This is a genomic window from Lutispora saccharofermentans, assembly GCF_024363565.1.
Classification (GTDB): Bacteria; Bacillota; Clostridia; order Lutisporales; family Lutisporaceae; genus Lutispora; species Lutispora saccharofermentans.
The window spans coordinates 227,661-252,107 of sequence record NZ_JAJEKE010000002.1 but is presented as its reverse complement, the minus strand read 5'-3'; the positions used below and the strand labels follow the sequence as shown (position 1 = coordinate 252,107).

The window sequence follows — 24,447 nt, the reverse complement described above, 5'->3', positions numbered from 1 at the left end:
GTTATCAGCCAGCACAACAGAGTTTATTCAGTAAAATCAAGTTTTGTCTATTAAAAGCTTCGAGTTTTCAGTGCTTTACAATTAAAGTTTAGCATAGTATTATTAATTATAATAATTAATGTTTCTAATGTTATTTATAAGGAGGACTTATATATGGATGTCAATTTCGAGCTTTACAAGGTTTTTTACTATGTGGGCAGATACAAAAGCTTTTCAGAAGCTGCCTCCAAGCTTTATATTTCCCAATCCGCGGTGAGCCAATCCATAAAAACTCTTGAAGCGAAGCTGGGCAGTAGGCTTTTCATAAGAAATACAAAAAATATAAGGCTTTCTGCAGAGGGAGAAAAGCTTTTTGCATATGTGGAGCAAGCCGTCAACCTTTTTTCCAAAGGGGAGCGGCTTTTGGACGAAATGCAGAATCTTAAGGAAGGAGAAGTCAAGATAGGCGCCAGCGACACCATATGCCGGCACTTCCTGCTGCCTTATATAGAAAAATACAACGTCCTGTACCCCAATATCAAAATCCATATAATAAACAGAACCTCCCCGGTGTGCACAAGCCTTTTGCAAAAGGGCGAAGTCGATTTGGCAGTGGTGAATATAGATGAGGAAAGCGAATATAAGAATTTTGAAGTCCGGATACTGAAGCAGGTCGATGATATTTTTACGGCAGGGAAAAAGTATGAAAAACTGAAGGGAAAGACTATATCTCTGGCGGAGCTTTCAAGATACCCTTTGCTGGCTTTAGAAAAAAACACCAATACAAGAGTTTTTTTCGATAAGCTGTTTCAGCAGCACGGCCTGAATGTAAAGCCGGAAATCGAATTGTCCAGTGTAGACCTGCTTATAGATATGGCAAAGATAGGCCTCGGCATATCCTATGTGACAAAAGAAGCCGCCTCCCTTGCCATGGATGAAGGCAGCCTGTTTCAGATAAATCTCAAAGAAAATATAAGCCCCAGATACCTGGGGCTGCTGATACACAAAAATATACCTCTCCCCGCAGCGTCACAGGAGTTTGTCAATGTACTAAAGTAAATTTTATATTCAAAGCAAAAATGTACATTAACATTGACAATATCATTTGCGTACATTATAATGTACATATAAGATAGATTGGAGGTATATCGCATGATTAATACAAATATCACTAATTTCAGAAAGAATCTGTTTAACATGTTGGAACAAACAATAAAATATAATGAGCCTGTCAACATCAGCACTAAAGACGGAAATGCAGTAATTATCAGTGAAGATGATTACAATGGCTTGATGGAAACACTTTATCTATGCTCCATTCCGAATATGCGCGAACGCATCATGGAAGGCTTAAAAACACCCATTGATGAATGTATTTCTGAAAACGAGGTTGAGTGGTAATGTATTCCATCGTTTATGATAAAAATACTTTAAAAGATATACCAAAGCTGAAAGCTGGCAAACTTGACAATAAAGTCAAAGCACTCATTGATATTTTACGAAAAAATCCTTATCAATCGCCGCCGCCATACGAAAAGCTTCAAGGCGATTTACAAGGTGCATATTCCCGCAGAATCAATATCCAGCATCGGCTTGTCTATGAGGTCATTGAAGACATGCAAACAGTAAAAATCATCAGCATGTGGTCTCACTATGAATTCTAGCGACAAACCTAACAACCTTTATATTGTATTACGCAAAAGCACTTTGGACAACTAATGCAGAAAGTACTTTTGTTTTTGCTCCAATCTTCCTTTCTATGATCCGTCATGGCTGTACGGAGTTGTAGTTGATATATAAATCACAGTCTTACTTTTTCACCATATTTATAAACTTCAAGGCGATTTCAACCTTTAATCTCTCCGTCGAATCCTCCAGGTCAATATTGCACAGTTGCTGTATCTTACCAATCCTGTATCTTACGGTATTGCTATGAAGATATAGCTTTTTTGCTGCAATATTATAATTTGATTCACTTTCCAAAAATGCTTTGAGGGTCTCAAGCAATTCCTCTGCATTTTCCTCGTCCAATAAAGGATATATATTTTTAAAATTGCTTCCGAAGCTTTTCCTCTGCATGTTTTCTACTCTGATCAGTCCAAAGGGCCCAAGGTCTTCAAAGGCCACAATCCTTGAATCGGGATAGATATACGAGCCTATCTCGATTGCCTTTAGAGCCTCCATATAGCTTTTCTTCATATTGCATATATCCTTTTCCGGATCTCCTATGCCTATTTTAAAATAATAATTGGGTATATTTGCTTCCAATTCTTTCAGGATATTCTTCAAATTGAGTTTTAATGTTCTTATAATATCCTTCTTAAAATCACTTATGTCATATAAAAGAACCATAGTGCTATCATTTATTATGCCCAGTATGCACTTTTTCTTGGGCAAGTCAAAAAGGAAGGATCGATAAATCTTCTCTCGATTTGTATATAAGGATACTTCTTCCCCTTCTGCCCTGATACATATACAAATAAAACCGTTATCAATCATCAGGCTGGATTGCTGAAAATTAGCCAGAGCTCTGATAACTTTTGACTTGCTGTCCAGTTCTCCGCTTATCAAGGATTTTATAAAATCATCATAAAATCTGCGCTCAAAGGAGGTTGCGAAATAAGCTTGCTCATAAATGCTTAAAAGCAGCGTATAGCTGAGTCTAAGGGCAAACATATCATAATAATCAATAGCCTCACACTCTTCCCATATTATAAGATTGGATACGGTCATATCCCTTAGGGTTATGGGCACCACTATCCACGGGCAGCAGCTATTGCCGCTTAAATCCTTGATTCTGAACATATTCAGGTTGTCGCACATTACCTCCTTCTGATAGTTAAAAGGCAGATCATAGTGCTGGCTAAATGGCACACAATCCCCTCTTACCTTATAGGTTGAAGGATATGTAAATATCTTTTTATCCATAATATCAACGATTGACACAGGGCTCATGATCTCATGGGACAGGTTGATCCCGATCTGCTCTATTTTTTTGCTTAAGCTATGGGGATTTACAAAGAGAGAATTATTATGGTTTCTATCGTTGATCCTGTTGATGTAACGATTCATGGCAATGGAGTTCACTGCATTTATGACATCAATCCAAGGAACATCATAGGGGATATCGATGAGCGGCAGCGGCAGGCTGTTGCACAAATCGATGATTTCCTTAGGCACCTCATTAAGATATCTTTGAGTTTTTACTCCTAATGCTGCGGATTTATGCTTGAAAAGATGCATTATCACTTCCTTGAAAAGCTCAGTATTGTCCTTGAAAAGATATCCCGAGGTAATGACGAATTCCTTGCCTTTAAACCATTTGTATCCATCGGGGGCATCAAAAAGAACAACGGCCTGTGCTTTCAGATCCAAAGCTTCCTTCCCAGCTAATACTCTGTAATCCGAAAAATATTGTGACTGAAGAATTTCTCTAACGGTTACTCCCATATTACCACCCCAAAATATTATAACACTTGATAGTTCACATGAAAATTACAAATCCTGGTGCTGTATATAGTTTAAGAGCATGTACTTCAACGCACATGCTCTTGTTTACCGGCTCTGCTGCTCTCCATAGGGTTTTTGAAGCGAGTTTAGATTCATAGAGCCAGATATCTCTCTATCATTGCGCAGTAGAAATGTACCGCTTCCATAAGGCTGTCTACAGTTACATGTTCGTTAGGCTGATGGGCCATATTAGCATCCCCCGGTCCATAGAATATGCAGGGCAGCTCTTTTGCCGGCAGGAATACGGAGGCATCGGTATAAAAATTAACACCTGCTGCTTTAATCTCTTTATTGAATTCTTCCTTTACAGTATCCACTGCTAACTTTACAAAGGGATGGGATGCCTTTGTTTCTACTGCAGCCCTGTCGTTCAATACTTTAATATCTGCCTTGAAATCATCGATGTCGGAAGCCAGCTTGCTTATCATCTTTTCAAAATCTTTTATTATGTCACCGTGATGCATTCCCGGCACTGTCCTCATATCAATGGTCACACTGCATTTGTCGGGCACCACATTGGTCTTGACCCCGCCTTTTATTGTAGAAATATTCATGGTGGGATGCCCTAAGATTTCATTCTCTTCATACTTGAATTTATAGCTTATAAGCTCAGAAAGCAGTGCATTCATGTTTACAACTGCATTTATTCCTTTCTCGGGGAAGGCACCGTGAGCGGTTTTCCCATAGGTTGTTATCTCTATCCAGAATGCTCCTTTTTCTGCTGCATTCACGCCGCAGGAGCTCGGCTCTCCAATTATTATGGCGCCTACTCCATCAAGTCCGCCTTCTTTAACAAACTTAACGGCCCCTATGCTGTCTGTCTCTTCGCCTGCAGTAGCGCTGTATATGAAATCTCCTTTTAGCTCCAAGCCTGCCTTTTTAACAGCCTTAAGAGCCATTAGCATGGCGGCCAGTCCACCCTTCATGTCCGCTGAGCCTCGCCCGTATATTTTCCCATCCTCTAATGCTCCGCTGTACGGACTATGCTTCCACTCAATATCCCCCGGGGGCACCGTATCCAAATGCCCGTTGAATAGAAGAGCTTCTCTTTCACCGCTGCCTTTCATTCTTCCTATTACATTGGCTCTATTGTCGCTTACATCATCTACATAAGCATCAATTCCAAAAGCCTCCAGCTTTGCCTTGATGAATTCTGCCAAAGGCTTCTCATCTCCAGGCTCATTAACTGTTTTGAACTGCACCATTTCCTGAAGAAGCGCCACTGTTTCGTCTCTGTCGATATACTTTAATATGTCTTTGTTATTCAATGCTTACACCTCTCTGTTCTAATCAGCTTTATTTTTTCTTTTAAATGAAGTTACCGCATAGGCTATAGTTGTAAATATGCATATAGGTATGATAGCCCAAGTAGGCAAAACCTTTACAATACCTAACAGGAACATTCCTACGCCTATAGCAAACACTCCGTATTTAGGATACTTTATCGAGAACATTACAAACAATGCACCGAATATAGCAGGAAGAACAAAATCAAGAGCTTTTACCACTACGGGAGGGAAATATTTGAATAGCTCGTTACCTGCTACTGCCGCCAGAGTGACTACAATAAGGTTTGTTATTATAGACCCTGCTATGCCTATCGTGGCAACCAATTCAGCTTTTTGGGAACCCGGCTCAACCTTTAATACCTCCTGCGCCACTGCTGCGCAAGGTACTCTCATGTTGGCAATATTTCCGCTCAAAAAGGACATATAGGTTCCTGAAAGTCCTAATATGGGGAAATAGGATATCGGTTCAACTATATACCAGGAGCCATATATAGAGGCTATTAAAAACCAGCCCGTCAATATGGAGCCAAGAGGCGGCAAAGCGCCATAGCGTATCCACAGGTAGATTGCCGGTAAAAAGCACAAGGGCACGGATAATAGAAGGGTCCATCTTCCTGCACCTATTATATGCTTGGTAAAGGATTGCTCATAACTTTCATTCAATAATTTATCTTCCATTTATGTTGCCCCCTTTATTAAAAACCTATTATCAATACAGATGTGAACATTCCTATCAGCATAGCAATGCCTAAGTTATATTCTGTAAGGCCCGGAATCTTTTTGGATATATTAACCAATACTGCCATTGCCAAACCTGCTATAACTGAAGCTATAAGCCTTCCACCGCCAGCTAATATGTGTCCGGTAGTAAGATAAGCCATCGTGCCAAGCATGGCAGCTCCGCCTATTTCACCCATCAGCTTTGTATTGCCGCCGGCAATCTTATCCCTTAATGAATCCAGCTTATGAGTAAATAATCCGCAAAATAATAACCAGCCGCTGCCGTTTAGTGTCATGGCCCAAACTGAATTGGCATATTGAAGCACTCCATAGTCCGCTGATCCAAACTCAACACCCATGGCTTTAGCTCCCATTGCCGAAGCGGTGAGTTCAGTTGGTGCGGCACCGATAATAGCGAGCCTCATCCAAGTAACGGGAGCACCAACCACAGCCATCATACCCAGCATAACGATAAAGACGGCAATAGCAGGGCCTATGGCAGATATGGCTCCTACTCTGAATGCGTGCCAGCATTCTTCTTTCGTAAGCTTGACAATATGGGCCGTCTGAAAAGCCCTCTTAGTAAATATGACTGCTTGGACTGCTACTAAAGCAACCACAGGTAAACACATCAGCCATAGGATCGGATCGTTGGCGATTTGTAAATATTCCTTCATATTCTCCCTCCTGATATAAATAATTTCAATGATGCATCACTTATCTATTGAATAATTCTATAGACAAGCCCATTATCTTTTGTATGATAGATAGAACTTAAAGCATATATTTGTATGCTTGTGATTTACTTAAAACTTTTAAGATTTTTTTGCACATATGTACAAAAAATAAAATAAGGATGACTAAATTCAGAGACCTAGTTCTTCTGCACACAGCTGCATAAAAAAATATCCAATGGAAATATGCATCTCCATTGGATATCATGTGCCTGCTATATTTATATAAATCCGCTTTGTCTATCGACTGACCCGATAGCCCACAAAGGTAAATTTAGAAGCCGGTCCTCCTTTTTATAATCCGTCATGGCTGTACGTATTGAAGTCTTAGGCTTGAATTTCTCATAGTAGGTTTTAAGACTTTTGGCTTTTAAATTGGTTTCAGCTTTTACCTCAATCGGAATGATATCTCCTCCGGTATCGATTAAAAAGTCAATTTCAGCATTGCCGCGGTCATTTGTCCAGTAATAGGTTTCTAATCCATTCATCGTCTTTAGCTGCTGCAAAACATATTGTTCTGTTAAAGCACCTTTGAATTCTTTGAAAAGCCCATTGCCATCAAGAAGTACCCTTTGATTTAGCCTTACCATGCATGACAGCAATCCCACATCCAGCATATACAGTTTAAATGCCTTTAAGTCTTCATAGGCTTTTAATGGCAGGCTGGGAGCTGTTACACGCTGTACTTTATGGACGAGGCCGCAGTCCGTCAGCCAAAGCATAGCCATTTCGTAGTCTTTTGCCCGTGAACCTTCTTTGATAAGCCCATAGATAAACTTTTTGTTCTCTTTCGTAAGCTGTGACGGAATGCTGTTCCAAAGCATCCGTATACGCGGCACCACCTCATTGGGGGCATGTTTTGAAAAATCCTGCTCATAGGCGGCAAGAATACGCTGTTGTATATCCCGTGCTTCATTGAAATCATGGTTTTCAGCAAAATTCACAACCACTTCAGGCATACCGCCAACATAATAATAATATTTGAGCAAATCTATATACTCCTGCCTAAAAGCGGTTGCCAGCTCAAAATCACCTTTTGCAATGAGCTCAACAAATTGCTCTTTCCCCATTGCCCTCATAAACTCTGTGAAGGATAGAGGATACAAGTCGAGAAATTCTACCTTGCCAACAGGGAATGATGTGCCTTGATGCAAGGCAACGCCTAATAATGAACCTGCACATATGATTTGATATTCCGGTGCATTCTCATTGAAATATTTAAGGGATGTCAATGCTTTGGGTACTTCCTGTATTTCATCAAAAATCAGCAGGGTATCAGCCGGATTGATCTTATGCCCTGCATAAAGCTCCAATCCTGTGATAATCCGCTGAATTTTCATATCTGCTTCAAACAGGTCCTTCATCTGCCGGTTATTATCAAAGCTAACATAGACCGTCTTATTATAAGCGGTCTGTCCGAAATTTTTCATCAGCCAGGTCTTTCCGACCTGGCGAGCTCCTCGGATAATGAGCGGTTTTTTATTTTTCTTCTGCTTCCATTTATGAAGCTGTTCAATCGCAGTACGGTACAATTTCATCACCTCATAATAGTATTATAGGCTATTTTACGAAAATTACAATGATATTATGTGGATAAATTACATTTTTTACGACGAATATAACTCATTTGCTTTTTCTCAGCCTGTTTTCAGTAAAAAAATGCTCCTCCTTGCAGTAAACAGTTTTATTATTTTAACTGTCTACCATAAGGGGGGCATATCACACAGATATACCCGCCGAATTTTAATAATCCGTCGGGTATAATCATTCATCCTCTATTAAAGTTAGTCAATAACTGCATCGCTAACGTTATCCCACATTGCAGGCCAATTTCCATATAGACATCTTCAACCGTACTGGCATAGCTATAAACTTCAGCCGTTATTTTTTCATATTCAGCCATATCAGGAAATTTTGCCTGTATCATTTCAATAGCAGTCTTACTTGATTCATCAATCCTCTGCTTGTAGGACTTATCGCTGATTTCTGCACATTCAACTCCGTACAATAAAAATTCTCGGATGTGTTGAATATTCGTCCTATCAAAAATCTCTGAAATATAACTCATGCCGGCACCTCCAAATCGTTGAGCAGCCATACACAATCTTTTAAGCCCTGATGATAAATACCCTCCGTTTCATGTTCGGCAGCTAAAGTAAGTTCAAGTAAAATTTCCTTCCATCCTTCTTTGTTACTCATAAACGCCTTCCTTTCAACAATCGTACAACCCTTGAAAGAAAGTGCAGCGCATGATATAATATTTACGCTGTAACTGTCTTTTAGACGGTTGCCGTACTGGAAGTGGCTGTATTCTTCACCAAGAGCGAGCCGCTTCCTTTCATTTTTTTAGGTCAGGTTTCAACCGTTTTATTCCACGTCTTGCCGCTTCCATTATAGAAACAGATTCTTGCTTGCAATAGGCATCGAGTACATCTTTTGCCTCTTGGTCAAGCTTTACGGCAATTTTATACGGCTTCGGATTATCGGTTGGCCGACCCATTTTTTTATTGCCCAATAATTCACCTCCAGACTAAAGGCCGCCCTAAGTATAGCACTTAAGACAGCCTTTAGTCAAGAAGCATTTTAGAAATTAAATAGAGATTATTTCATTCATATTATTTCTTCTGCACTCATACATGAGCCCTGATATTATTCATTTGCCTTATAAACATTATTTTTATGCAGTCAATGAGCTTTTTAACGTTTCTCAATAAAACAGAGCTATTAACGTTGATTTATTAAACATTTTCGTTTATAATAAGGATATTGGAAGGAGTGGTCAATATGTCAGTGTCTGAACAGTTGAAAATTCTATGCGTCAAGCTTGGTATAAGTGTCTCAGAACTTGGCAGGCTATCCGGAAAAAGTCCGCAGGCCTTCAGTCAGAAAATGAAACGGGAAAGTTTCACCGTTGATGAATTAAAGAAAATTGCCGAAGCTTCAGGCTGCAAATATATAGGTGCCTTTGAATTGCCAAATGGCGAAAAGGTGGAATATTAATCGATGGAGGATCTTGTATGAAGTTAATTGAAAAAATCGACCGCTATAAGAAGGCTATTGATGAGTTACGTCCTTTTGAAGGCCATCTGCTGAATGAAATAAAGGGATACTACCGTATTGGCCTCACCTGGTCGAGCAATGCCATAGAGGGGAATACCCTTACGGAAAGCGAAACAAAGGTGCTCCTGGAAGACGGATTGACCGTTGGAGGGAAACCGCTTCGTGACACCTTCGAGGCACTTGGGCATGCCCAGGCTTATGATTTCATGTTTACACTGCTCGGCAGCCACCGGATTACCGAGACTGACGTCCTTACAATGCATCGGATGTTCTATAAAGATATTGATCCTGATAGAGCTGGCCAGTATCGCACCGAGCCGGTAATAATCACCGGTTCAAAATATGCAGTGTGTAAAGTAGGCCTAATAGAAGCAGAAATGAATAAATTGTTCCAGTGGGTGGCCTCTGACCGTGACAAATATCATCCGGTGGAATTTGCGGCCCAGCTGCATAAGCGTTTTGTATTCATTCACCCTTTTATCGATGGCAACGGCCGAATTTCCAGGCTGCTTATGAATACGTCTCTCATTCAGGATGGCTACATGCTGGCTGTCATTCCTCCGGTTTTGCGGCAGGAGTATATAAGCCTGCTGGAGCGGGCTCACAAAGACGACCGGCCGTTTACTGACTTTATTGCTGAACGAGTTCTTGAGTCGGAAAAGGACATCATGCGGCTGCTGCATATCCCGTTCCCTAAGCTGCCTTAAAATAGAAAATAAGCGGAATCCCATTTCAGTCCAGGATTCCGCTTTTGTTATATATCAGAAATACAAGAGAGCCTACGCCGAGCTTTCCTTCATCTCATGGACTATTCCCACTCGATAGTTGCCGGCGGCTTGCTTGTTATATCATATACCACCCTGTTTACATGCTCAACTTCGTTTACAATTCTGGAGGATATCTTCTCCAATACTTCATAGGGTATCCTTGCCCAATCGGCAGTCATAGCATCATTGCTGGTCACTGCCCTTATCGCCACAGTGTGGCTGTAGGTCCTTTCATCCCCCATGACTCCTACGCTTCTTATGTTAGGAAGCATTGTGAAATATTGCCATATGCTCCTGTGAAGGTTTGCATTCTTTATCTCTTCCCGCAGAATCGCATCGGATTCTCTCACTATATGAAGTTTTTCGCCGGTGATCTCGCCCAGAACCCTTATACCAAGCCCGGGTCCGGGGAAGGGCTGTCTCCATACCAGATCCTCCGGTATTCCCAAGCCTATGCCTACAAGCCTCACCTCATCCTTGAAAAGCTGTCTCAAAGGTTCGATAAGCTTAAACTCCATATCTTCGGGAAGTCCGCCTACATTGTGATGAGATTTGATGACGGCTGCTGTCTTGGTGCCGCTCTCTATGACATCTGGATAAATCGTTCCCTGGACAAGGAAGTCGATCTTGCCAAGCTTTTTTGCTTCTTCTTCAAATACTCTTATAAATTCCTCGCCTATAATCTTTCTCTTTTTCTCAGGATCTGTAACTCCGGCCAGTTTGTCTAAGAATCTATCCTGTGCATTGATCCTTATGAGGTCCATATCAAACTGCTTTCTAAAAACCGATTCAACTTGATCGCCTTCATCTTTTCTCATAAGGCCGTGATCAACAAATATGCAGGTAAGCTGATTTCCTATGGCTTTATGCACCAGGACTGCCGCTACCGAGGAATCCACTCCGCCGCTTAAAGCGCAAATCACTTTTTTATCGCCCACAGTCTTTTTTATGTGAGCAACCGCTTCCTCTATGAAGCTTCCTGTAGTCCATGTACCTTTAAGTCCGCATATATCAAAAAGAAAATTCCTGAGCATTTCCTTGCCGTGCTCTGTATGCTCAACCTCCGGATGGAACTGCACTCCGTACAGCTTCCTGTCTTCGTCAACCATAGCTGCCGCAGGGCAGGTGCCTGTATTGGCTATGACCTTAAAGCCTGAAGGCGGTGCATCTACAAAGCAGGTATGACTCATCCAGCATATGTTTTCTCCCGGTATGCCCTTAAAAAGCTTGCTTTCATCAAGCTTTACAGAGGTTTTCCCGTACTCTCTTTTTTCAGCCCTGCCTACTTTGCCTCCCAACAGATGGGACATGAGCTGCATTCCATAGCATATTCCCAATATGGGAATGCCCATTTTGAGTATCTCCGGATCACATTTAGGTGAATCTTCTTCATAGACGCTGGCAGGCCCTCCGGTAAATATTATGCCTTTGGGATTTTTGCTTTTTATTTCTTCAACGGATATATCATAGGGCACTACTTCGCAGTAGACATTGTTTTCTCTTACTCTTCTGGCTATAAGCTGATTATATTGCCCGCCGAAATCCAATATCAAAACCAATTCTCTATCCATATTTCACGCTCCTTCTTATTAAAACTCAGGGGTTATGGGGAACGGAAACCACAGAAAGACACGGAATTTTTCACGAAAAACCACGGAATGGCTTCTCTCTGTTATTTGATAGTGTCTGGCCTGTATGATTCCCGCCAATTCCAATATAGCTTTATAACTTTTGATATACATCTGGAATCTGAGGTTACTGGAACTAAATCATTCCACGGTATCTTTCATAGAATAAGTGGTTCCCGTCCTCCACGGCCCGTAAGGAATACCCCAAGCCAGAAGCCAGAGGCTAGTGGCCAGTGGCTATTTTACCTACAGACTATAATTCGGTGCTTCTTTTGTTATCTGGACATCGTGAGGATGGCTTTCTCTAAGTCCTGCAGCGGTTACCCTTATAAACTGGCCGTTTTTCCTCAGGTCTTCTATCGTGGCTGTGCCGCAGTAGCCCATGCCGGAGCGGAGTCCGCCCACCAATTGATATATAGTATCAGCCAAAGCTCCCTTGAACGGTACTCTGCCTTCTACCCCTTCAGGCACCAATTTCTTTGCGTCCTCCTGGAAATACCTGTCCTTACTGCCGCATGCCATTGCCGCTAAAGAGCCCATGCCTCTGTATACCTTGAAGCTTCTTCCCTGGTATATTTCCTTCTCTCCGGGGCTTTCTTCAGTGCCTGCAAACAAGCTTCCCACCATTATGACTCTCGCACCTGCAGCTACTGCCTTTGTAATATCTCCGCTGTATTTGACGCCTCCGTCTGCAATTACCGGTATTCCGTATTTATCCGCTTCCATGGCACAATCATATACTGCCGTTATCTGAGGAACGCCTATGCCCGTAACAACTCTGGTGGTGCATATGGAGCCCGGTCCTATTCCTACTTTTACGGCATCTGCTCCGGCTTCGATAAGCTCTCTCGTTGCCTCTGCCGTAGCTACATTTCCTGCGATGACCTGAATATCAGGATAATTTACCTTTATCTTCTTCACTGCTTCAACTACACCCTTTGAATGGCCGTGAGCAGTATCTAATACAACCACATCAACCTTGGCTTCAACCAGAGCCTTGACCCTTTCCATCATGTCGGGAGTGACTCCTACGGCTGCTCCTACCAAAAGCCGCCCGCCCTTATCCTTTGCGGAATTGGGGAATTGGATCGCCTTTTCTATATCTTTTATTGTGATTAGTCCTTTCAGATAACCGTTATCGTCAACCAAGGGAAGTTTTTCGATTTTATGTCTCTTCAAAATATTCTCTGCCTGAATCAAATCAGTGCCCACAGGAGCGGTTATAAGGTTTTCCTTCGTCATCACTTCATGTATGGGCCTTGACATATCTGTCTCAAATCGCAGATCCCTATTGGTAAGAATGCCTACCAGTTTGCCCTTTTCATCCACAATGGGCACTCCGGATATCCTGTATCTTTCCATAAGCTCCATAGCATCGGATATTATGTGATCCGGTGACAGATGGAAGGGATCTACTATGACTCCATGCTCTGATCTTTTTACCTTGTCAACCTCCATGGCCTGGCTTTCTATGGACATATTCTTATGGATAATCCCTATACCGCCTTCTCTTGCTATGGCTATCGCAAGCCTTGCTTCTGTGACCGTATCCATGCCGGCGGACATTATAGGAATATTGAGTTTGATTCTTTTAGTCAGCATAGTGGATACATCTGTTTCTTTTGGAAGAATCTCTGATTTTGCGGGAATTAACAGTACATCATCAAAGGTCAACCCTTCCTTTAAAAACTTCTCCATAATTACACTCCTCACTTTGCAACATATTGCCGATTTTTTTATTCTTTCTATTATATTTAATGTATATTTATTTGTCAAAGCCTTTAAAAAAATACAGAATATTCTCTTGACTTTGCAACTGCTTGTTGATATATGTCCGAAAAGCCGGCACCGGTCTTTATTGCTGCAGTCCTGCAGTCCTCATATTCGGGAAGGACCTTTATAACCTTTCCTTCAAAGATGCCCACTTTGCAGCGTATAGTCTCGCCTGAAACCTCCACCTCGATAAAGTCTCTGTCCAGTACATCCCTATTGATCGGGGTCTCCCGTATTCCAAAGGTGCTTGTATTTAAAAAGATCAGTTTTTTCAGACGGGCCGCATCCTCTAGTTTGCATAAAGCAGATAAAATTATGCCCGGTCTGTTCTTTTTCATCGTTATGGGAATAAAGTATACATCCAGAGCTCCTGCTTCAAAGAGCTTCTCCATAGCATAGCCCAAGGCTTCTCCGGTCATATCGTCAATGTTGGTTTCCAGCAATACTACCTTGCTATGGTCTTTTTTTTTACGTCAAATAGGATGGTTCTCAACACATTGGGTATGTGATAATCCATATTGCCCAAGCCATACCCTACCTTTTCAACTTCCATTTCATCCATATCTCCGAATTCATCTGCCAAAGCCTTTGCAATAGCCGCACCTGTAGGGGTCACAAGCTCTATAGGAGCATCGGTAAAATAGACAGGCATGCCCTTTAATATCTCAAGGGTGGCAGGGGCCGGCAATGGGAATAGGCCATGCTGGCATTTCACAAAGCCTCTCGATAAAGGCAGCTTGGAAAACACTATTTTATCCGGCTTGAGCTCTTCTATGCATATGGCCGCTGCTACTATATCTATGATCGAATCAACGGCTCCGACCTCGTGAAAATGCACTTCTTCAGGAGCTGTGCCATGTATCTTGCCTTCTGCTTCCGCCACAATAAGGAAAATCTTCTTGCTCAGGTCCTTTACTCTTTCACTCAGGGTACTGCTATCGATCATGCCTTCTATATCCTTCAGGCTTCTGTGATGATGCTCGTGTTCATGGCTGTGCTCATGCTCATGATGATGATCATGCTTATCCTCATGGCTATGCTCATCATGATGGCCGTCTAAAATCACATTGAAATATGTACCGGTTATGCCCATCTTGGATTTCTTTTCTATACTGATTCTGCAGCCGTCCAGGCCCAGCTTTGACAGTCCGTCCAACAGCTTTTCCCTATCTACTCCCAGATCCAGCAAAGAGGCTATGGTCATATCGCCGCTTATGCCTGAAAAACAATCAAAATATAAAACCTTCATTTCCAATCCTCCGTATATCCTGTTATTTTCTGTCCCTGTTTATCATAGCCGCCAGGCAGCCGGCTCCGAAGCCGTTGTCTATATTGACTACACCTATCCCGCTGGAGCAGCTGTTCAGCATCGTCAAAAGCGCCGACAATCCTCCGAAATTGGCTCCGTAGCCTACGCTGGTGGGCACTGCTATGACGGGGCAATCCGCCAAGCCTCCTATAACGCTGGCCAAAGCCCCTTCCATACCTGCCACCGCGATGATCACAGAAGCCGAGTAAAGCTTGTCGGTATTCATCAACAGCCTGTGAATACCGGCTACACCCACGTCGTACAGCCTCTCCACAGTATTCCCCATAAACTCTGCCGTGATGGCTGCTTCCTCAGCTACGGGTATGTCCGAAGTCCCTCCTGTAGCTATCAATATCAGTCCCTTGTTTTTATCTATGTCTTCCCTTATCACTGTTATGGCTCTTGCATCCTTGTGGTACACAGCATCATGGGCTTTTGCCTTTACCTCTTCATAAGTCTTTATATCCGCTCTGGTACCCAGGACCCTTCCCCTGCCGCACAGCATCCTTTGAAATATATTGGCTGTCTGCTCAGGAGTCTTTCCCGCGCAATATACAACCTCTCCATAGCCTCTCCTGAGGCTTCTGTGGTTATCTATTTTGGCATAGTCTATATCCTCATAGGGAAGCTTTTTCAGCTTGCTTATGACCTCTTCTTCCTCTAGTTTCCCGCTCTTATAGTCTTTGAGCATTTCCATGATATGTTTTTCATCCATCTATCTTCACTTCCTCATTCAGGCTGCCTGTCCTATAACCCGCCAAATCCAGGGCAGCATATTTAAAGCCCAAGGTTTTAAAATGTTCATAAACCTTTATATTTAAATCATCTCTAAAAAACCTGTCAAAATCCTGGGGCATAACCTCAATCCTTGCGACAGGGCCATGGCATCTCACCCTCAGCTGATTAAACCCCAGGGATCTTAAGTATTTCTCGGCGGCTCCTGTCATCAGAAGCTTTTCTGCCGTTATCTCTTCGCCATAGGGAACCCGCGATGCCAGGCATGCAAGGCTCGGCTTGTCATAAGTGCTGAGACCCAGCTCCTTTGAAAGCTCTCTTATCTCAGCCTTAGTAAGGCCGCACTGCTTCAAAGGGCTTACAACCCTAAGCTCCTGCAGTGCTTTCATTCCCGGCCTGTAATCCCCTTCATCATCAGAGTTCGTCCCGTCAGCCACTGTATTGAAGCCTCTTCCCGATGCAGCTTTAATTATATCCTTAAAGATGTGCTTTTTGCAGAAATAGCAGCGGTCCTTCGGATTGGTCTTAAACTCAGGCAAAGACAGCACATCCATTTTGAGCACCAGATGCCTGGCCTTCATCTGTCTGGCCAGCTCCTCCGCTTCTTTTTGCTCCTCCTCCGGTATGACCTGGGATTTTACCGTAACCGCCAGCACATTTTCTTTTCCTAAGGCCTCTATTGCGGCTTTGAGCAAAAAGCTGCTGTCCACTCCTCCCGAATATGCTATTGCCAATTTCCCATATTTCTTCAACAGGTTTTTTAGGCTTTCGTATTTATTCATGCTTTCCTCCTGCGACAAATATAATACTTTGTATATTATTATACTTTATTGTTGGGCCATGAAGTAGTAAAATCTAAAAAAATACCTTAAAGTAGAATATGATCACCATCAAGGTGGTTATTATTACCTTTGCAATGCTCCCCAGCAAATAGCCTATAAATACACCGAAGCCGGATTTCATGGACTCCTTCATCTTCCTGCCGAACATGAGCTCTCCCGCTATAACGCCGATCAGCTGACCCAGTATAAGGCCGGGAAGGTTAAAGGTGATCATGCCCAATATGCCTCCAATGATGCTGCCGAAAATCCCCTGCTTAGAGGCTCCGAATTTTTGAGCTGTAATAAGTCCTGCGCCATAGTCCACCGCCATGGACAGCAATGTAAGAAATAAGAATAGCAGCAGAGTCCCCCAGCCAATGGCTTGAAAGCCTGTTCCCCAAGCATAAACCAATGTACCTGCAAATACAAGGCCCGTACCGGGCAATCCAGGTATGAAAATGCCCAATAACCCCACAATTATCAATGCAGTGCTGACAATCAAATATATTCCGCTCATCTCTGATTCCCCTTATATCAATTTATTCTATTATACGCAGGTTTTAAGAAAAAGTTTAAAATTAAAGCCCGGGATATACCCGGGCTTTAAAAAACCGTACTGCGATATTTGCTATTTTCCTGCTGCTTGTTTTACTGCTTTTTGGTGTGCCGAATCTACTTTATTGGTGCCGTGAGTTCTGCTATTGAGAAAATGAACATCAAAATGCCCATCCATATTGTTGCCTTTAATAGTATCTAAGTTGGTTCCGGTGCCAAAGCCGCCGCTGCGGCCCTTTACTGTAACATTCTTAGGTTTTGCTTCCAGCCCTGCATGGGGCATCCCTGCCATGGAAGCAGCGATCCTCCTGCCCCCTGTCACTATGACGACAGGCCTTCTGTTCCAGCTCCAGCTTCCGCTGTATATTTCTTTCATGATCTTTGTATCTTCTGCTGTCAAAGGCTCACAATCGGCATGATTGCTGCCATAGGTCCTCATTATGTCAAAGCTCTTTCCCGTCCATAAATCTATGAGCCGGGCTTCCGCACCCCTGTAGAATATGCTCTCAACCTCAGACCACCAATCCAGCAATTCTCCATACTCGTCATTCTTCGAAGAATCGTATGTATCTTCTGCGTCTTTTATAGTATCCTTAGAAGCTTCTTTGCGATCCGCTCCGCCTCTATCTGCCAATGCTGCTGTTTCACTCTTTCCAAAAAGCTTCTCGGCTGTTTTTGGACCCATGATGCCGTCTGCTGCAAGGCCTTTGCTCTTCTGGAACTTTTTCAATGCAGCCTTGGTCTTTGACCCTGTGATCCCATCAATGCTTCCGCTGTATAAACCCAAGCTTTTCAAGGCTGATTGCACATCCTTGGTGCTGTAGGATCCTGTGCTGCTTCTGCTCGCTATGGTATTGCTGCTTGTCCCGGCATTGAACAAAGCTTTTTGTGTTGCAGTGCCTGCAATGCCATCCTGTTTGAGCCCACTTTTTGCCTGAAACTTTAATACGGCACTCTTCGTCTGATTACCATAATAGCCTGTTATGCTGGAATTAAGGTAACCCAATGCTTTTAGCTTTGTCTGAAGCTGTTTGACCAACGTCCCGGTGCTTCCGGTTTTCAATGTGTCTCCAAAAACCGGAGTCGCCATTAACAAAGCCAGTACCATAAAAAATAGTAATAGTTTTTTCTTCCTCATACTACTCTCCTCTCTAATGCTTACGAAGTTAGTTGACGGGTTCGGGCAGAGAGTGCCCTATGGGTTTGTCCCAATTCACCCCAGAAATATCCTCCGCTCCCTAGAGAACCTGTTTAGCATATACTAAACAGATTCTAACGAGATTCAGCTAAAACAGTACGGCTTCTTATAGTTTACATAAGTATAAAGCCTGATGCAATGGTAATTACCACCATCCCATCAGGCTGCAGGCTATACCCCTATGCTATTTTGAAGCAACAAACTTTGACATCATACGTACAAGATGCTTTAGTCTGTCAGTGATCGTAAGCTTCTGGGTACAGCTGCCCTCACAATTCTTGCAGTTGATGCAGCTGTTTATACCGCTTATATAGCTTTCCAGCTTAAACTTTGACTTTAAAAACTCTGCATATTCCTTTATTGGATCATCTCCCAAGAGGATATATTCATTGTACAAGTCCATGTATTCTACTATATCGAGGCCCTGAGGACAATCCATACAGTAGCCGCAGGAAGTGCACAATTGATTCAAAGACTCTCTGATGTTTCCTTTTATCTGAGATATTTCTTCATCCGTCAGCTCTGTCAGATTTTCTACCGCTCTGATATTCTCATCTATTTCCTCCAGCTTGTTGAAACCAGACAGGACCACATTGATCCCCTTATGACTTGCATTGAATCGCAGAGCGGCTTGTACGGCGGTCTCCCCCGGACGCTTTATGAGGAATTTGAAGTAATCGCTGTTTTTGCCGATGACTCCGCCTCCCAGAGGATTCATTGTGACTACAGGTATGCCATGCTTATAAGCTGCTTCTACACCTTTTTCCCTGTATGGAAAATTTATGATGTTATAGCCTAGTGTGACGGCTTCGAAATGTCCGTCCTCAATGATCTGAGCTATCTCTTCCCCCTTGGCGTGAGTGGTAAAGCATACATGTTCTACAAGGCCCTCTCTTTTGGCTCTCATAGCTCCTTCAAGAGGTCCGCCCTTCATCATAACTCTTCCGTACTTTTCCATATCAAGTATGCACCACATATTATAAAAGTTTATCTTAGAAACATTAAGCCTTTTCAGAGACGCCTCTATCCTTCTCATCACATCATCTGCTGTAGGATCCGAATTGGCAGAGCTCTTTGTGGACACAAAAAATTCTCCCGGCATATTTAGGAAGGCTTTGCCCATTATATGCTCGCTTCTGTCATCACAGTAGCCCGGAGCAGTATCAAAATAGTTTATTCCCATTTTGTTGGCATATCTGACCATCTCCGCCCCATAGTCCTCATCCTTGGGAAATCTCATGCCCCCGAAGCCTATGACAGATATATTCTTTCCCGTCTTGCCGAAGCTTTTATATCGCATTAAAGCCCCACCTCCAAAATCTATTCGATAACCCTGATAGTATCTCCGGGTTTTATGGTTCCTTCCTTCAATACCTTTGTAAAAATTCCTTCCAGAGGCATTATGCAGCTGCCTATTTGCTGGAATATGGCACAGCCCACATGGCATTCCTTTCCTATCTGAGTGACCTCCTGAACGGTTTCACCTATTTGGAGCTTGGTGCCTATTGGAAGCTCATATAATACTATGCCCTCGGTAGTAAGGTTCTCTGCGAACTTGCCTGTGCAAAGGCCTTCTATCCCGAGAGCTTTCATTTTATTTATGCTCTCGATGCCCAAAAGGCTTACCTGCCGGTGCCAGTTCCCTGCATGCGCGTCCCCGACCAAACCGTGATCTATTTTGAAATAGCCTTCATCTATGGGTGTCTTTATTACTCCCTTTTTTTCACTTATATTTACAGCGAGAATTTTACCTTCCATATATTTTATCTCCCCTTTATATATATTTTTTATATTATCCGCCTATCCGCATCATATCACGGTCTATGGCTTCACCGTCATCCAGATGGTGCTCCGAAGGTTTCTGCCGTATGGCGCTTTCTATCAATTCCTTCACATTTTGTCCTTTTCTTAAGGTTTGCAAAACATCTATCTCCTGATTGGAATGCAAGCAGGGTTTTATCTTGCCGTCGGCGGTAAGCCTCAGCCTGTTGCAGCTGCTGCAAAACTTATGACTTATAGGGTTTATGAGCCCTACTTTGCCCAATCCTCCCGGCAGCCTGTAGTACTCTGCCGGGCTCGACTTGTCCCCTGTCTCTACAGGCTGGAGCTCCGGAAATCTTTCCAGCACGGTAGTGTTGGGGATAAAGTTGTCTCTCGCCCAATCAGCAGCCTGACCTATGGGCATCAGCTCTATAAACCTTACCTGGATATCCTCATTCCTTGTGAGCTCTACAAAATCTCCTATTTCGTCATCATTGAAACCGCCTATCAATACTACGTTTATTTTCAAAGGCAAAAGCCCGACTTTTCTGGCCTCTTCCATGCCTGCAAATACTTCTCCTATAGACCCGAAGCGGGTGATCTCCTTATACTTTTCTGCTTTCATGGTGTCAAGGCTTATGTTAACCCTTTTGAGACCTGCTTCCTTCAATCCCTTGGCGTACTTTTTAAGGAGTACCGCATTGGTGGTCATTGCTATGTCTTTTATCCCTTCAAGCCTGGAAATTTTCTCTATCAGGCTTGTGATGCCGTAGCGGGTCAGGGGTTCTCCTCCGGTGATCCTTACCTTGTTGACGCCCAGGTCAGCGCAGGCTTTCACCACCTCATATATTTCTTCCAAGGTCATTATGTCGCTATGGCGTTTTTTATCCTTGATGCCTTCCTCCGGCATGCAGTATCTGCATCGAAGATTGCAACGGTCAGTGACTGAAACTCTGAGATATTCAATATTTCTCCCAAATTTATCCTTCATATTTTTCTCCTTTTTTAACCACTGAAGGGCACTGAAACTTTCACTAAATTTCACGAAAAGAATTTTTTATTGTCCATATTTATATTTACTATATAAAATGATAAATGAAATAAAAGCCCTCCGTATTAATCCGTGCAAAATTCAGTGTCTTTCAGTGTTCTCCGTTTCCAAGACCCCAGAGCCCAACCCTAATGCTAGAAGCCAGAGGCTAGAAGCTAGCGGCTAGAGCCCTGAGCTCTATATAATCTCCCCCGTATTTTCCGTTCCGTAGCCTCCCATGTCCCGGAGGCAATCTTTGAATTCTTGTGAGGTTATAACTTCTATGAATAATTTTATCATATCCAGCTCCAAAAATGCTCTGGGAATTGCAAAATCATAGTCTTCTTCCCCTATGGGAATGAAATCCAACTCCATGGCCTTTGCCGCCGAATAGACTCCTACTCCCATGTCCGCGGTACCCGAAGCTATTGCTGCGGCTACAGCCATGTGAGTGGTCATTTCCCGCTCATAGCCATGGATCTCATTCGGATCAATACCTGCTTTTTTCAGAAGGTAGTCCGCCAGTATCCTTGTTCCTGCGCCCTTTTGACGGTTCACAAACTGTATATCGCCTCTTGATAAATCCTCAATGCCTGTGATGCCTTTGGGATTGCCCTTTCTCGTCATGATGCCCTGGACTCTTTTTACACCTTTGATCAAGGCCATATCCAGATTGCTCAGATATTTTTTTATATATTCAATATTATATATTCCTGTTTTCTCATCCAAAAGATGTATAGGAGCCATATGGGCTTCTCCTCTGCGTATTGCCATTATGCCTCCCATGCTTCCTACATGGGCAGAAGAAAGATTATAGGTTGAATTTCTCCTGTGCATCATATTAGCGGCTATATCCATGATCAGATCATGGCTTCCTATGGATACTATGGTGTTTTCAATGTCCTCCAAATCCTTCAAAAGGTTTACCCTTACCTTTTCGCCAGCCTCAAAGCCTTCGCTGGTCCGGGGAATTTCCAATATCCCGTCAGCCCTAACTAAAGACATGGTGACGCCTGCGCCCCTATTTAGCGGTGTAGCGATCAGATTGCCATTGACCTTGCCCAGCTTTATCCTCACGTATTCTCTGTTCTTGAGAGAAGAGACCAATCTCTTGGAAAGCACGGCTTCCAGCACCGTCTCTTTTTTTTCAGGCCTGCCCGCCCAATTTTTTATCAATGCTTTGGCAAATATTTCGAATACGACCCATGCGGATACAGGATATCCGGGCACTCCGATGACCGGCTTGCCATCTATCAGCCCCAATATAGCAGGCTTGCCCGGTTTTGCGGCTATACCATGGAGGATCAGCTCTCCAAATTCTCGTATCAGCTCAGCTGTATAATCCTCCGAGCCTGCAGAGGAGCCTGCATTTATCACAACTATATCATTTTCCGCAGTTGCATTCTTCAGGGCTGCCTTTAATTTGTCATAATCATCAGGAACAGGTGCATATCTTTTGGGCTCTCCTCCGTACTCTACGACAAGCCCTTCAAATATACGGGAGTTGGATTCGATTATATTTCCGAGCCTGAGCTCCTCCCCCGGCTCGATTATTTCCGTACCTGTGGGGATTATCCCCACTTTGGGCTTTTTGTAAACCATTATGTTCGTAATACCGCCGGATAGCAAAGCGCCAATATCTACAGGCCTTATCACATGATATGAGGGAATTATCATCTCATTGGCTACGATATCCTCTCCTATAGGCCTTATATGCTGCCATGGAAAGGCAGGGCTTATTATCTTTACTTTGTCTTCCCCCGCTTCAACTATGTCTTCTATCATTATGACCGCATCATAGGGCTCTGCTATGGGGTCTCCGGTATCCACATATTCATAGTGCCCGCCTTTCTCTAATATCACCGGGTTGACTTCGGAAGCCTCAAAGGTGTCCCTGGCCTTGACTGCTATGCCATCCATTGCAGAAGCGTTGAAATTTGGAGAAGAATAGACGGCAAAGACAGGCTCTGCAGTTACCCTTCCCAGGGATTCTGCAACAGGTATCTCCTCAGCCTCCAGCTTTTGTCCTGCTCTATTCAAAAAAAGCTTCAAAGCCTCATCCACATCCATATTATCTAGGTATAAATTTCTATCCACTCTATCCACCTCCTTATTTTTTAACCGCTGAAGGTCAGTGATTTTTTGTGAAATTTCCGTGTCTTTCAGTGGTTTCCGTCTCCTATTCAGTCTCAAAACAGCGCCACTCTTACCTTCTCGCCCTTTTTGACGCCTTCCTTATTCTCGGATATTCTGATATAGCCCATAGATCTGGCGACTGTTGTTATGGCGGCGGATTTGCCGTAGATGGGAGCAGCTTCGTATTCCCCATCCCTTTCAATCAATTCCACCGGCTGATAGGTTTCTTTGCCCGGTGCAGAATGTATGTTTTCTCCGCATGAAGCCTGGATATATACTGTATCTTCGCTCATATAGTAATATTTTCTTATGAGATGGTCTACAAAGACCTTATATATAACCATTGCGGAGGAAGGATGCCCCGGCAATCCGAACAGGGCCTTCCCTCCCGCTCTGCCGATTATGGTGGGCTTGCCGGGCTTGACTGCCACGCCATGGACAAAGACCTGCCCGCCCTCTATAGATTCTATAGCCTTGGCAGTCATGTCCTTGGCACCGACGGAGCTGCCCCCCGACAGCACGACTATATCCGACATTTTCAAAGCCTGGCCTATAGCTTCTCTGAGCTTGCTGAAATCATCAGGCACCAACAGCTTAAGGCTTATCTCCGCTCCCGACTCCTCAGCCATGGCAGATATGAGATGTGTATTGATATCCCTTATCTGGCCGTACTGAACCTCTCCGAAGGAGTCTACTATTTCATCTCCTGTAGATATCACCGAAAGCCTTAGCTTTTTAAATACCTTTATATATTCAATGCCCAGGGCTGATAAAACTCCGATATCCCTGGACTTTATTTTTTCCCCCTTTGACAAAACCTTGCTGTCTAATTCCACATCATCGCCTTTTTGTATGATGCCCTGGCCCGGAGCCACCGGCGTATAAACAGCTACGGTGCTTTCATCCAGGTTTTCCACATATTCTATCATCACGACTGCATCGGCACCTTCAGGGATCATGGCTCCTGTAGGCACATATATGGCCTCGCCCGCTGAAACCTTGCCCTCGGCAGCCTTACCCATCTCCACATGACCCGAGACATCCAGAAAAACCGGCATGCTCTCGCCTGCTCCATATGTGTCCCTTGATAATACTGCATAGCCGTCCACTACAGACCTGGAAAACTGAGGCAGTTCAATCGGGGACAGCACATCTTCAAATGCTATCCTCCCCAGGCTTTGTCCAATAGGAATCTGTTCCCATCTATCATAGCTATCAGTAAATGATTCATCGATCTTTTTTCTAACCTTATCTGATGTATCCACATTCAAAAGCTTCATCATTTCGCCTCCTTAAACAGAATTCAGGTTTCAGAGCTCAGAACTCAGGATTTTGGGTATTCCTACAGGGTCATAGTTTCCTATGTATTCACATCCTTAGTTTAAAATAGCACATGTCTGCATATAATTCCATAGTCAGTGATAGAAAATGCGAAGCATTTT

24 protein-coding genes, 1 pseudogene and 1 riboswitch are annotated in these 24,447 nt (G+C 43.2%); of the genes and pseudogenes, 5 read left to right on the top strand and 20 right to left on the bottom strand.

Annotated elements, in window-relative coordinates; genetic code table 11:
- Positions 1-153: 153 nt before the first annotated feature.
- The 3 genes from LJD61_RS04105 to LJD61_RS04095 all read left to right on the top strand — a co-directional run bounded on the left by LJD61_RS04105 (position 154) and on the right by LJD61_RS04095 (position 1,643).
- Positions 154-1,038: a LysR family transcriptional regulator gene (locus tag LJD61_RS04105; RefSeq protein WP_255226240.1), complete on the top strand. Its 885-nt coding sequence runs from the start codon at positions 154-156 to the stop codon at positions 1,036-1,038.
- 93 nt (positions 1,039-1,131) lie between these two features.
- Complete coding sequence (locus tag LJD61_RS04100; RefSeq protein ID WP_255226239.1) at positions 1,132-1,380, top strand: type II toxin-antitoxin system Phd/YefM family antitoxin; 249 nt, start codon at positions 1,132-1,134, stop codon at positions 1,378-1,380.
- Positions 1,380-1,643: a Txe/YoeB family addiction module toxin gene (locus tag LJD61_RS04095; protein ID WP_255226238.1), complete on the top strand. Its 264-nt coding sequence runs from the start codon at positions 1,380-1,382 to the stop codon at positions 1,641-1,643. The genes LJD61_RS04100 and LJD61_RS04095 overlap by 1 nt, the downstream gene beginning before the upstream one ends.
- Positions 1,644-1,788: 145 nt before the next feature.
- Here the strand turns inward: LJD61_RS04095 and LJD61_RS04090 are convergent, their stop codons facing one another.
- From LJD61_RS04090 to LJD61_RS04055, 8 genes are all read right to left on the bottom strand, one after another.
- Complete coding sequence (locus LJD61_RS04090) at positions 1,789-3,429, bottom strand: PucR family transcriptional regulator (protein ID WP_255226237.1); 1,641 nt, start codon at positions 3,427-3,429, stop codon at positions 1,789-1,791.
- A gap of 152 nt (positions 3,430-3,581) precedes the next feature.
- Positions 3,582-4,757, bottom strand: a complete 1,176-nt coding sequence (locus tag LJD61_RS04085; RefSeq protein ID WP_255226236.1) for a M20 family metallopeptidase — start codon at positions 4,755-4,757, stop codon at positions 3,582-3,584.
- 18 nt (positions 4,758-4,775) lie between these two features.
- The gene (locus tag LJD61_RS04080; RefSeq protein WP_255226235.1) at positions 4,776-5,456 is read right to left on the bottom strand and encodes a hypothetical protein; all 681 of its coding nucleotides are present in this window, start codon (positions 5,454-5,456) and stop codon (positions 4,776-4,778) included.
- Positions 5,457-5,473: 17 nt separating this feature from the next.
- The gene (locus tag LJD61_RS04075) at positions 5,474-6,175 is read right to left on the bottom strand and encodes a DUF5058 family protein (protein WP_255226234.1); all 702 of its coding nucleotides are present in this window, start codon (positions 6,173-6,175) and stop codon (positions 5,474-5,476) included.
- Between the two features lie 278 nt (positions 6,176-6,453).
- Positions 6,454-7,764 (bottom strand): ATP-binding protein, encoded by a 1,311-nt coding sequence (locus LJD61_RS04070; protein WP_255226233.1) that lies wholly within the window; start codon positions 7,762-7,764, stop codon positions 6,454-6,456.
- Between the two features lie 236 nt (positions 7,765-8,000).
- On the bottom strand, positions 8,001-8,300 hold the full coding sequence (locus LJD61_RS04065; protein ID WP_255226232.1) for a hypothetical protein: 300 nt from the start codon (positions 8,298-8,300) through the stop codon (positions 8,001-8,003).
- Positions 8,297-8,431 carry a hypothetical protein gene (locus LJD61_RS04060; RefSeq protein WP_255226231.1) on the bottom strand — a complete coding sequence of 45 codons (135 nt, stop codon included), beginning with the start codon at positions 8,429-8,431 and terminating at the stop codon, positions 8,297-8,299. Before LJD61_RS04060 ends, LJD61_RS04065 begins: the two co-directional genes overlap by 4 nt.
- A gap of 139 nt (positions 8,432-8,570) precedes the next feature.
- Positions 8,571-8,747 (bottom strand): hypothetical protein, encoded by a 177-nt coding sequence (locus LJD61_RS04055; protein ID WP_255226230.1) that lies wholly within the window; start codon positions 8,745-8,747, stop codon positions 8,571-8,573.
- 269 nt (positions 8,748-9,016) lie between these two features.
- On the opposite strand from LJD61_RS04055, the gene LJD61_RS04050 reads away from it, so the two are divergent.
- Together LJD61_RS04050 and LJD61_RS04045 are read left to right on the top strand one after the other, a co-directional pair.
- Positions 9,017-9,232: a helix-turn-helix transcriptional regulator gene (locus tag LJD61_RS04050; RefSeq protein ID WP_255226229.1), complete on the top strand. Its 216-nt coding sequence runs from the start codon at positions 9,017-9,019 to the stop codon at positions 9,230-9,232.
- A gap of 17 nt (positions 9,233-9,249) precedes the next feature.
- On the top strand, positions 9,250-9,999 hold the full coding sequence (locus LJD61_RS04045) for a Fic family protein (RefSeq protein WP_255226228.1): 750 nt from the start codon (positions 9,250-9,252) through the stop codon (positions 9,997-9,999).
- Positions 10,000-10,100: 101 nt separating this feature from the next.
- On the opposite strand, the gene guaA is transcribed toward LJD61_RS04045, so the two are convergent.
- The 12 genes and pseudogenes from guaA to LJD61_RS03980 form a co-directional block, all read right to left on the bottom strand.
- Positions 10,101-11,630: a glutamine-hydrolyzing GMP synthase gene (gene guaA / locus LJD61_RS04040; protein WP_255226227.1), complete on the bottom strand. Its 1,530-nt coding sequence runs from the start codon at positions 11,628-11,630 to the stop codon at positions 10,101-10,103.
- Positions 11,631-11,933: 303 nt separating this feature from the next.
- Complete coding sequence (guaB, locus tag LJD61_RS04035) at positions 11,934-13,385, bottom strand: IMP dehydrogenase (RefSeq protein ID WP_255226226.1); 1,452 nt, start codon at positions 13,383-13,385, stop codon at positions 11,934-11,936.
- 83 nt (positions 13,386-13,468) lie between these two features.
- A pseudogene (gene larC, locus LJD61_RS20455) lies at positions 13,469-14,664 on the bottom strand (nickel pincer cofactor biosynthesis protein LarC).
- Positions 14,665-14,731: 67 nt separating this feature from the next.
- Complete coding sequence (gene larB, locus LJD61_RS04020) at positions 14,732-15,484, bottom strand: nickel pincer cofactor biosynthesis protein LarB (protein WP_255226223.1); 753 nt, start codon at positions 15,482-15,484, stop codon at positions 14,732-14,734.
- On the bottom strand, positions 15,477-16,286 hold the full coding sequence (larE, locus tag LJD61_RS04015; protein ID WP_255226222.1) for an ATP-dependent sacrificial sulfur transferase LarE: 810 nt from the start codon (positions 16,284-16,286) through the stop codon (positions 15,477-15,479). The genes larB and larE overlap by 8 nt, the downstream gene beginning before the upstream one ends.
- Positions 16,287-16,359: 73 nt before the next feature.
- Positions 16,360-16,842 carry a DUF456 domain-containing protein gene (locus LJD61_RS04010; RefSeq protein ID WP_255226221.1) on the bottom strand — a complete coding sequence of 161 codons (483 nt, stop codon included), beginning with the start codon at positions 16,840-16,842 and terminating at the stop codon, positions 16,360-16,362.
- A 111-nt stretch (positions 16,843-16,953) separates the two neighbouring features.
- Positions 16,954-18,018 carry a peptidoglycan-binding domain-containing protein gene (locus tag LJD61_RS04005; RefSeq protein ID WP_255226220.1) on the bottom strand — a complete coding sequence of 355 codons (1,065 nt, stop codon included), beginning with the start codon at positions 18,016-18,018 and terminating at the stop codon, positions 16,954-16,956.
- Between the two features lie 2 nt (positions 18,019-18,020).
- A riboswitch (cyclic di-AMP (ydaO/yuaA leader) is annotated at positions 18,021-18,147 on the bottom strand.
- 115 nt (positions 18,148-18,262) lie between these two features.
- The gene (locus tag LJD61_RS04000; protein ID WP_255226219.1) at positions 18,263-19,378 is read right to left on the bottom strand and encodes an aldo/keto reductase; all 1,116 of its coding nucleotides are present in this window, start codon (positions 19,376-19,378) and stop codon (positions 18,263-18,265) included.
- A gap of 20 nt (positions 19,379-19,398) precedes the next feature.
- Complete coding sequence (locus LJD61_RS03995; RefSeq protein WP_255226218.1) at positions 19,399-19,836, bottom strand: MOSC domain-containing protein; 438 nt, start codon at positions 19,834-19,836, stop codon at positions 19,399-19,401.
- Positions 19,837-19,870: 34 nt separating this feature from the next.
- Positions 19,871-20,830: a GTP 3',8-cyclase MoaA gene (gene moaA / locus LJD61_RS03990; protein ID WP_255226217.1), complete on the bottom strand. Its 960-nt coding sequence runs from the start codon at positions 20,828-20,830 to the stop codon at positions 19,871-19,873.
- Positions 20,831-21,067: 237 nt separating this feature from the next.
- On the bottom strand, positions 21,068-22,966 hold the full coding sequence (locus LJD61_RS03985; RefSeq protein ID WP_255226216.1) for a molybdopterin biosynthesis protein: 1,899 nt from the start codon (positions 22,964-22,966) through the stop codon (positions 21,068-21,070).
- Positions 22,967-23,058: 92 nt separating this feature from the next.
- Positions 23,059-24,285, bottom strand: a complete 1,227-nt coding sequence (locus LJD61_RS03980) for a molybdopterin molybdotransferase MoeA (protein ID WP_255226215.1) — start codon at positions 24,283-24,285, stop codon at positions 23,059-23,061.
- Positions 24,286-24,447 lie beyond the last annotated feature (162 nt).

Coding starts and splice junctions, on each gene's coding strand:
- LJD61_RS04105 (WP_255226240.1), top strand. CDS start 154: ATGGATGTCAATTTCGAGCTTTACAAGGTTTTTTACTATGTGGGCAGA.
- LJD61_RS04100 (WP_255226239.1), top strand. CDS start 1,132: ATGATTAATACAAATATCACTAATTTCAGAAAGAATCTGTTTAACATG.
- LJD61_RS04095 (WP_255226238.1), top strand. CDS start 1,380: ATGTATTCCATCGTTTATGATAAAAATACTTTAAAAGATATACCAAAG.
- LJD61_RS04090 (WP_255226237.1), bottom strand. CDS start 3,429: ATGGGAGTAACCGTTAGAGAAATTCTTCAGTCACAATATTTTTCGGAT.
- LJD61_RS04080 (WP_255226235.1), bottom strand. CDS start 5,456: ATGGAAGATAAATTATTGAATGAAAGTTATGAGCAATCCTTTACCAAG.
- LJD61_RS04075 (WP_255226234.1), bottom strand. CDS start 6,175: ATGAAGGAATATTTACAAATCGCCAACGATCCGATCCTATGGCTGATG.
- LJD61_RS04065 (WP_255226232.1), bottom strand. CDS start 8,300: ATGAGTTATATTTCAGAGATTTTTGATAGGACGAATATTCAACACATC.
- LJD61_RS04060 (WP_255226231.1), bottom strand. CDS start 8,431: ATGAGTAACAAAGAAGGATGGAAGGAAATTTTACTTGAACTTACTTTA.
- LJD61_RS04050 (WP_255226229.1), top strand. CDS start 9,017: ATGTCAGTGTCTGAACAGTTGAAAATTCTATGCGTCAAGCTTGGTATA.
- LJD61_RS04045 (WP_255226228.1), top strand. CDS start 9,250: ATGAAGTTAATTGAAAAAATCGACCGCTATAAGAAGGCTATTGATGAG.
- guaA (WP_255226227.1), bottom strand. CDS start 11,630: ATGGATAGAGAATTGGTTTTGATATTGGATTTCGGCGGGCAATATAAT.
- guaB (WP_255226226.1), bottom strand. CDS start 13,385: ATGGAGAAGTTTTTAAAGGAAGGGTTGACCTTTGATGATGTACTGTTA.
- larB (WP_255226223.1), bottom strand. CDS start 15,484: ATGGATGAAAAACATATCATGGAAATGCTCAAAGACTATAAGAGCGGG.
- larE (WP_255226222.1), bottom strand. CDS start 16,286: ATGAATAAATACGAAAGCCTAAAAAACCTGTTGAAGAAATATGGGAAA.
- LJD61_RS04010 (WP_255226221.1), bottom strand. CDS start 16,842: ATGAGCGGAATATATTTGATTGTCAGCACTGCATTGATAATTGTGGGG.
- LJD61_RS04005 (WP_255226220.1), bottom strand. CDS start 18,018: ATGAGGAAGAAAAAACTATTACTATTTTTTATGGTACTGGCTTTGTTA.
- LJD61_RS04000 (WP_255226219.1), bottom strand. CDS start 19,378: ATGCGATATAAAAGCTTCGGCAAGACGGGAAAGAATATATCTGTCATA.
- LJD61_RS03995 (WP_255226218.1), bottom strand. CDS start 19,836: ATGGAAGGTAAAATTCTCGCTGTAAATATAAGTGAAAAAAAGGGAGTA.
- moaA (WP_255226217.1), bottom strand. CDS start 20,830: ATGAAGGATAAATTTGGGAGAAATATTGAATATCTCAGAGTTTCAGTC.
- LJD61_RS03980 (WP_255226215.1), bottom strand. CDS start 24,285: ATGAAGCTTTTGAATGTGGATACATCAGATAAGGTTAGAAAAAAGATC.